This is a genomic window from Microbacterium sp. B24 (genome assembly GCF_000333415.1).
Classification (GTDB): domain Bacteria; phylum Actinomycetota; class Actinomycetes; order Actinomycetales; family Microbacteriaceae; genus Microbacterium.
Genome location: NZ_BADB01000342.1, coordinates 23,853 through 30,447, shown reverse-complemented (window position 1 = coordinate 30,447; position 6,595 = coordinate 23,853). Strand labels below are relative to the sequence as shown.

3 protein-coding genes and 1 pseudogene are annotated in these 6,595 nt (G+C 69.7%); all 4 read right to left on the bottom strand.

Going from position 1 to position 6,595, the window contains the following annotated elements; all coding sequences use genetic code 11:
* A pseudogene (locus tag I5I_RS17945) lies at positions 1–170 on the bottom strand (glutamate synthase-related protein); the annotation flags it as partial.
* The gene (locus tag I5I_RS08945) at positions 106–1,551 is read right to left on the bottom strand and encodes a TIGR04028 family ABC transporter substrate-binding protein (RefSeq protein WP_239640065.1); all 1,446 of its coding nucleotides are present in this window, start codon (positions 1,549–1,551) and stop codon (positions 106–108) included. The gene I5I_RS08945 and the pseudogene I5I_RS17945, both read right to left, overlap by 65 nt.
* A 166-nt stretch (positions 1,552–1,717) precedes the next feature.
* On the bottom strand, positions 1,718–4,120 hold the full coding sequence (gene treY, locus I5I_RS08940) for a malto-oligosyltrehalose synthase (RefSeq protein WP_036318440.1): 2,403 nt from the start codon (positions 4,118–4,120) through the stop codon (positions 1,718–1,720).
* Positions 4,121–4,125: 5 nt separating this feature from the next.
* Positions 4,126–6,336 (bottom strand): glycogen debranching protein GlgX, encoded by a 2,211-nt coding sequence (gene glgX / locus I5I_RS08935; protein WP_036318436.1) that lies wholly within the window; start codon positions 6,334–6,336, stop codon positions 4,126–4,128.
* Positions 6,337–6,595: the final 259 nt, after the last annotated feature.

The following is a 6,595-nucleotide window of genomic DNA, read 5'->3' as shown; positions in this document are numbered from 1 at the left end:
GAGCTCGGTCCCGGGGATCCTCTAGAGTCGAAACGCCCCGAGGCGACCTGCTTGATGGCGCTGCGACGCTGCGGGTCGAGGAGGCGCTCGACATCCTCGCCGCCCTCACCCGTGTTCGACTTCGCCCCGATCGAGTTCATCGCGATGGCGAGGGTCTCGTGCGCTTCCTTTCGAGAAGTACTGCGACTTCAGCACATCGAAGTCCGCGCGGCCGACCATGGAGTGGTACACCTGGATGACGCTCTGGTCGGTCGACGCCTTGGTCTGCGCGGCCATGTCGCCGGCGAACAGGTTCACCTGGATGCCGAGCTTGCCCAGCTGCTCCTGGATGAGGGTCACGACCTCCTTCGAGCGCGGCTGCGGCAGCGCCTCGTTGAAGCTCAGCGTCAGCTTCTGTCCGTCCTTGGCACGGATGCCGTCGGATCCGAGGGTCCAGCCCGCGGCATCCAGCAGCGACGCGGCCTTGGCGGGATCGTACGTGTAGTACGAGGAGGTGTCGACGTAGCCGAGCGCCGTTTTAGCGAGCGCCCCGGTGGCCAGCGGATAGTTCTTCGTGAACAGGGTGTCGACGATCTTCTGACGATCGATGCCGGCGATGATCGCCTGACGCACGCGCACGTCCGCCAGACGCGGCTCGCGGAAGCGGAAGCTCAGGCCGTTGTTCACGCCGTTGGTCGCGGCGGCGTGCAGCGAGAGGCCTCCAGCGGCGAACTGCGCCTCGTCGGGGGCCGGGATGTTGCGCGCGATGTCGGCCTGGCCGGCGACGACGGTGCCGACGCGCACGCTGTTCTCCGCCGCGACGACGTAGTTGACGCCCGCGAGGTAGGCGGCGCCCTGATGCTTCAGCGACGGCGGCGCCCAGTTGTAGTCCTTGCGCGCGGTGACGCTGGTCTGCGTGCCGATCTGCTCGTCGGAGATGACGAACGGACCGCTGCCGATGATCTTGGTGGCGTTGCCCGGGCCGAACTGCTCGCTGGTGCGATCGAGCGTCGCATCCGACAGCAGGCCCGAGTTGATGGTCGAGACGGCCTGCGCGAAGCCGGGCGACGGCGCGGTGAAGTGGAACACCACCGTGTGGTCGCCGGTCACCTCGCCGTGGTCGTAGTTGTTGATCGCCTCCGACACCGGAAGCGCCCGAGCCTTGTCACCCTTGCCGTAAAGGTCGATGTTCTTCACGACGTTCGCGGCGGTCAGCGGGGTGCCGTCGGAGTAGGTGACATCGGTGCGCAGGTCGAACGTGTACTCGGTGGCGTCGTCGTTGACCTTGTAGTCGGTGGCGATCCACGGCTCGAGCTCGAGCGTCTCGGGGTTCTGGTAGAGCAGCCGGTCGGTCACGTTGTTGACGATGCCGCCGTTGGGGTAGAAGCCCGCGGACGGCGGATACAGGGTCGTCCAGGTCTGCGGCTCGAGGTAGGTGAGGGTGCCGCCCGTCTGGGGCTCGCCGCCGGCGGAGGCGGACGGGGTGGCGGCGCCGGACGCGCAGCCGGCGAGGAGGGCGACGGCGGCGAGGGTGGATGCCGCCGCGAGAGTCGTGCGGGTGAGTCGGGACATGGTGGTCTCCTGGTGTGCGCCGGGCGGCGCTGCGGTGTGCGGGATGATCCACCACATCACGGCGCTGGCCCCCGCGACCAGCCGCCGGTCACGTGACGTAAGCGAACGTCACGAAACGTCACACGCGAGGAGCGCAGCGACGAGTCGAAACGCGCCGCGCTGACTCTCAGGCCCGCGTCAGCAGGGCGACCGGCAGGTCGGCGAGCAGGATGCCGAGGCTCGCGGCCCCGCCGTCGATCTCACGCCCGGTGAATGCGTCGCGCCACCGACCCGCCGGAAGCATCACGGCCGTCCCGCCCCAGCCGCCGCGGTCAGCGAGACCGACCGGCAGCCTCGTCGCGACGGCGACCGCGCCTCCGCGATCGAACGCCAGGGCGTGCGCGTCGGCCGCGCCCACGACCGGGAGCGCGACGTAACGGGAGAACAGTTCGGGGCGCTCGCGCCGCAGGCGCAGCGTCCGCGAGACCACCAGCAGCTTGGCCGCGCCGGAATCGTCGATACCCGGCATCCATCCGCCGTCCAGGCGGGCGAGCAGTTCGCGTCGGCGCTCGATGTCCACCGGGCGCCGGTTGTCGGGGTCGACCAGCGAGAGGTCCCACAGCTCGGTGCCCTGGTACACGTCCGGCACGCCGGGACCGGCCAGGTGCAGCAGCGCGGCGGCGAGCGCGTTGGATCGGCCCGGCGCGACGAGGTCGCGCACGACGCTCTCCACGATCGGGCGCGCCGCACCGAAAGCGGCGTCGATCAGCGCGTGCACGCGCGCCTCGAACGCCTCATCGGGATCGGTCCAGCTGGTGCCGACGTCGCCCTCGCGCGCCGCCTTCTCGGCGTATGCGTGCAGCCGCTCGGGGAGGGCGGGATCGTCCGACCATGCGCCCACGACCGCCTGCCACAGCAGCGCGTCGAGCGGACCATCGCCGGTGGAGCCCTCCGCACGCAGCGCGTCGAGCGCCGCCGCCCAGCGATCGGGCATCTCCGCGAGCACCGACAGGCGTGCGCGGACATCGGCGGAGCGTTTCGTGTCGTGCGTCGTCAGGGTCGTCAGCGCAGCCGGCCACGACGCCTGCCGACGCGCGAAGGCGGCGTGCAGACCCTCGACCGGCAGAGCGAACTGCGACGGATCGCCGCCCACCTCGGTGAGCGAGGTGAGGCGCGTGTATCGGTAGAAGGCGCGATCTTCGACACCTTTGGCCATCACCGGCCCGGTCGTCTGCATGAAACGACGCGACAGCTCGGACGAGGCGTCCGCGACGGCATCGGCGACCTGGGCGAGCGCATCCGCCAGGTCGGGACGCCGAAGGGATGCCGCAGCCACGGCATCCGCGAGCACGTCGGCGCCGGCGGGAAGATACGCGCGGTAGACGGGGAAGGCTGCCAGCAGCTCCGCGAATGCGTCGCGCGCGCGATCGTCGCCCAGACCGGCCCGCAGGGAAGGCGGCAGGCAGCGGATGAGCCGCCCCACCTCCGCCGCCTGCGACGTGTCGGCGATCTCCCGCTTGGTCCCGGCGATCATGTCGGCCCAACTCAGCCGGGCGCCGCGCAGCCGCTCGTCCTCTGCGGTGAGAGCCGCCTCACCGGCCGGGTCGACGAGCACGCGGTCGATCTCCCCGAGCGCGTCGTAGCCGGTGGTGCCCGTCGTCGCCCACCAGCCCGGCAGCTGCTCGCCGGGCTCGAGGATCTTCTCCACGTAGACGGGGAAGCTGCGGGTCGACGCGGCGCCGCCTGCCGCCCTCGCCTCTGCAACCGCCGCGGCGAGATCGTCGAGGTAGCCGCCCGGATCGGCGAGGCCGTCGGGGTGGTCGATGCGGAGGCCGTCGACGAGCCCCTCTCGCACCCATCGGAGGATCTCGACGTGCGACGCCGCGAACACGTCGGGCAGCTCCACGCGCACCCCCGCGAGCGAGGTCACCGTGAAGAAACGGCGGTAGTTGAGCTCCGCGGCATCCCGCCGCCACGACGTGAGCCGCCAGTGCTGGCGTTCGAGCACGTCGCGAACGGCCGTGCGGTCGGTCGTCGCGTGCAGCGGCGCCGTGCCGGGTGCGAGGGGGAGGACGAGGTCGTAGTAGCGGGCCGTCCCGGTCTCGTCGTCGGTGGTCGCAGGCCGTACCTCGATCTCGCCGGCGCCGAGCACCTCGTCGAGGTCGCCGCCCAGCACCGGCAGCACGACGCGTTCGGCGCCGTGCGCCCAATCGATGTCGAAGCCCTGCGCGAATCGGGAAGCGCGCCCGTGGGTCAGGACGTCCCACCACCACGGGTTCTCGGTCGGATCGGCAACGCCCTGATGGTTCGGCACGATGTCGACGAGGATGCCGAGGCCCGCGGCCCGTGCGGCGTCGACGAAGCGCTCGAGGCCAGCCCGGCCGCCCCGATCGTCGTCCACTCTCGTCGGGTCGACGACGTCGTAGCCGTGGTCGGAGCCGGAAGCCGCCTGCAGGATCGGCGACAGGTAGGCCCAGTCGACGCCGAGATCGCGCAGGTAGTCGGTGACGGCGGCGGCGGCATCCAGGTCGAACGACGCACGCACCTGCAGACGGTAGGTGGATGCGGGAAGACCGCGGCTGTCGGCGATCACGGTCAGTGCGGCAGCTCGGTCTGCGGGGCCGGGGAGCGGACGATGTCGATCGGCACCGTCAGCGCCGCCAGCGACGCGGCGACCGAGTGGTCGACGTCGGGCTTGTCCTCCTGATAGTCGCGCAGGACGATGAGCGAGCGGCCCGCGAGCTCCACGGCCTCTCCCCCGCGGCGCGGCTCGGTGTCGGTGAGCTGTCCCGTGGTGTCGACGACGATCTCCCACTGCGGGCTGAACTCGGCACGCGGGATCGTGAACGAGAGCCCTTCGTCGCCCGCGTTGAACAGGATGAAGAAGTGGCGGTCCTCGATCTGCTCGCCGCGCCGATCGCGCTCACGGATGCCGTCGCCGTTGAGGAACACCCCGACCGCCCGGCCGAAGCCGGACTCCCAGTCCTCGGGCTGCATCTCGGTGCCGTCGGGGCGCAGCCACGCGATGTCCGGCAGCGGAGCCCCCTCTTCGCGGCGGACGGGGCGCCCGTCGAAGAAGCGGCTGCGCCGGAAGGTCGGGTGCTCGCGGCGCAGGCGCGCGAGCGCCGCCGTGAACTCGACCAGCGGCTGATCGACGTGGCTCCAGTCGATCCACGTGATCTCGTTGTCCTGCGCGTACCCGTTGTTGTTGCCGCCCTGCGTGCGGCCCAGCTCATCGCCGTGCGAGATCATCGGCACGCCCTGGCTGAGCAGCAGCGTGGCAAGGAAGTTGCGCTGCTGGCGCGCGCGCAGCATCAGGACGCCCTGGTCGTCGGTGGGGCCTTCCACACCGCAGTTCCACGATCGGTTGTGCGATTCGCCGTCGTTGTTGTCCTCGCCGTTGGCCTCGTTGTGCTTCTCGTTGTACGAGACGAGGTCGCGGAGGGTGAAGCCGTCGTGCGCGGTGACGAAGTTGATGGAGGCGACCGGTCGACGCCCCGAGTTCTCGTACAGGTCTGCCGAGCCCGTCAGCCGCGACGCGAACTCGCCCAGCGTCGCCGGCTCGCCGCGCCACAGGTCGCGGACGGTGTCGCGGTACTTGCCGTTCCACTCCGTCCACTGCGGCGGGAAGTTGCCCACTTGGTAGCCGCCGGGGCCGATGTCCCAGGGTTCGGCGATGAGCTTGACCTGCGAGATCACCGGATCCTGCTGCACGATCTCGAAGAAGGCCGCGAGTCGATCGACCTCGTAGAACTCGCGGGCGAGGGTCGCCGCCAGATCGAACCGGAAGCCGTCGACGTGCATCTCCAGCACCCAGTAGCGCAGGGAGTCCATGATCAGCTGGAGGGTGTGCGGGTTGCCGACGTTCATGCTGTTGCCGGTGCCGGTGTAGTCGGTGTAGTACCGCTTGTCGTCGGCTTCGAGCCGGTAGTACGCCTCGTTGTCGATGCCGCGCATCGACAACGTCGGGCCCATGTGGTTGCCCTCCGCGGTGTGGTTGTAGACCACGTCGAGGATGACCTCGATGCCCGCGGCGTGCAGGGCTTTCACCATGCTCTTGAACTCCTGCACCTGCTGACCGCGCTGACCGGTCGAGGAGTAGGTGTTCTGCGGCGCGAGGAAGGCGATCGTGTTGTAGCCCCAGTAGTTGCTGAGACCCTTCTCCTGCAGGGTGGAGTCGTTGACGAACTGGTGCACCGGCATGAGCTCGATCGCGGTCACGCCGATGTGCTTGAGGTGCTCGATGACGGCGGGATGCGCGATCGCGCTGTACGTGCCGCGGATCTCCTCGGGGATCTCGGGATGCAGCTGCGTCAGCCCCTTGACGTGCGCCTCATAGATGACGGTCTCGGCATACGGGGTCTTCGGCAGCCGGTCGCCCGCCCAGTCGAAGAAGGGGTTGACGACGACGCCCTTCATCATGGCGGCGGCCGAGTCCTCGTCGTTGCGGGAGTCGGGGTCGCCGAAGTCGTAGCCGAACACCGACTGCCCCCAGTGGACCTGCCCTTCGACCGCCTTGGCGTAGGGGTCGAGCAGCAGCTTGTTGGGGTTGAACCGATGCCCGTTGGCGGGATCATTCGGCCCGTGCACGCGATAGCCGTATCGCTGGCCCGGCTGCACCGTGGGCAGATACACGTGCCACACGAACGCATCGACGTCGCGCATCTCGATGCGCGTCTCTTTGCCGCGGTCGCCGAACAGACACAGCTCGACGCGCTCGGCACCCTCGCTGAACAGCGCGAAGTTCGTTCCACTGCCGTCGAACGTCGCCCCGAGCGGGTACGCGGATCCTGGCCATGCCTGCATGTGCGACTCCCTGTGCGATGACATCGTTCGGTGACACCGTTGCCACACGCTCGAACCGTGACGAGACCATCCCGTGACGAGTTCAGCCTAGGCCTCGGACCCACTCGTCGGGGTGTGGGACGGTGGGTCTGGACGCGGGCGCGCGGAGTTGCTATGCGCCGCGGCATCCCGCGAGAAACCAGCCTCGGAGCGAGAAACACGTGCAGACGTGATGTCTCGCGGCGGGGATGGTTTCTCGCTGGCTGCAGGATGCCGGGGG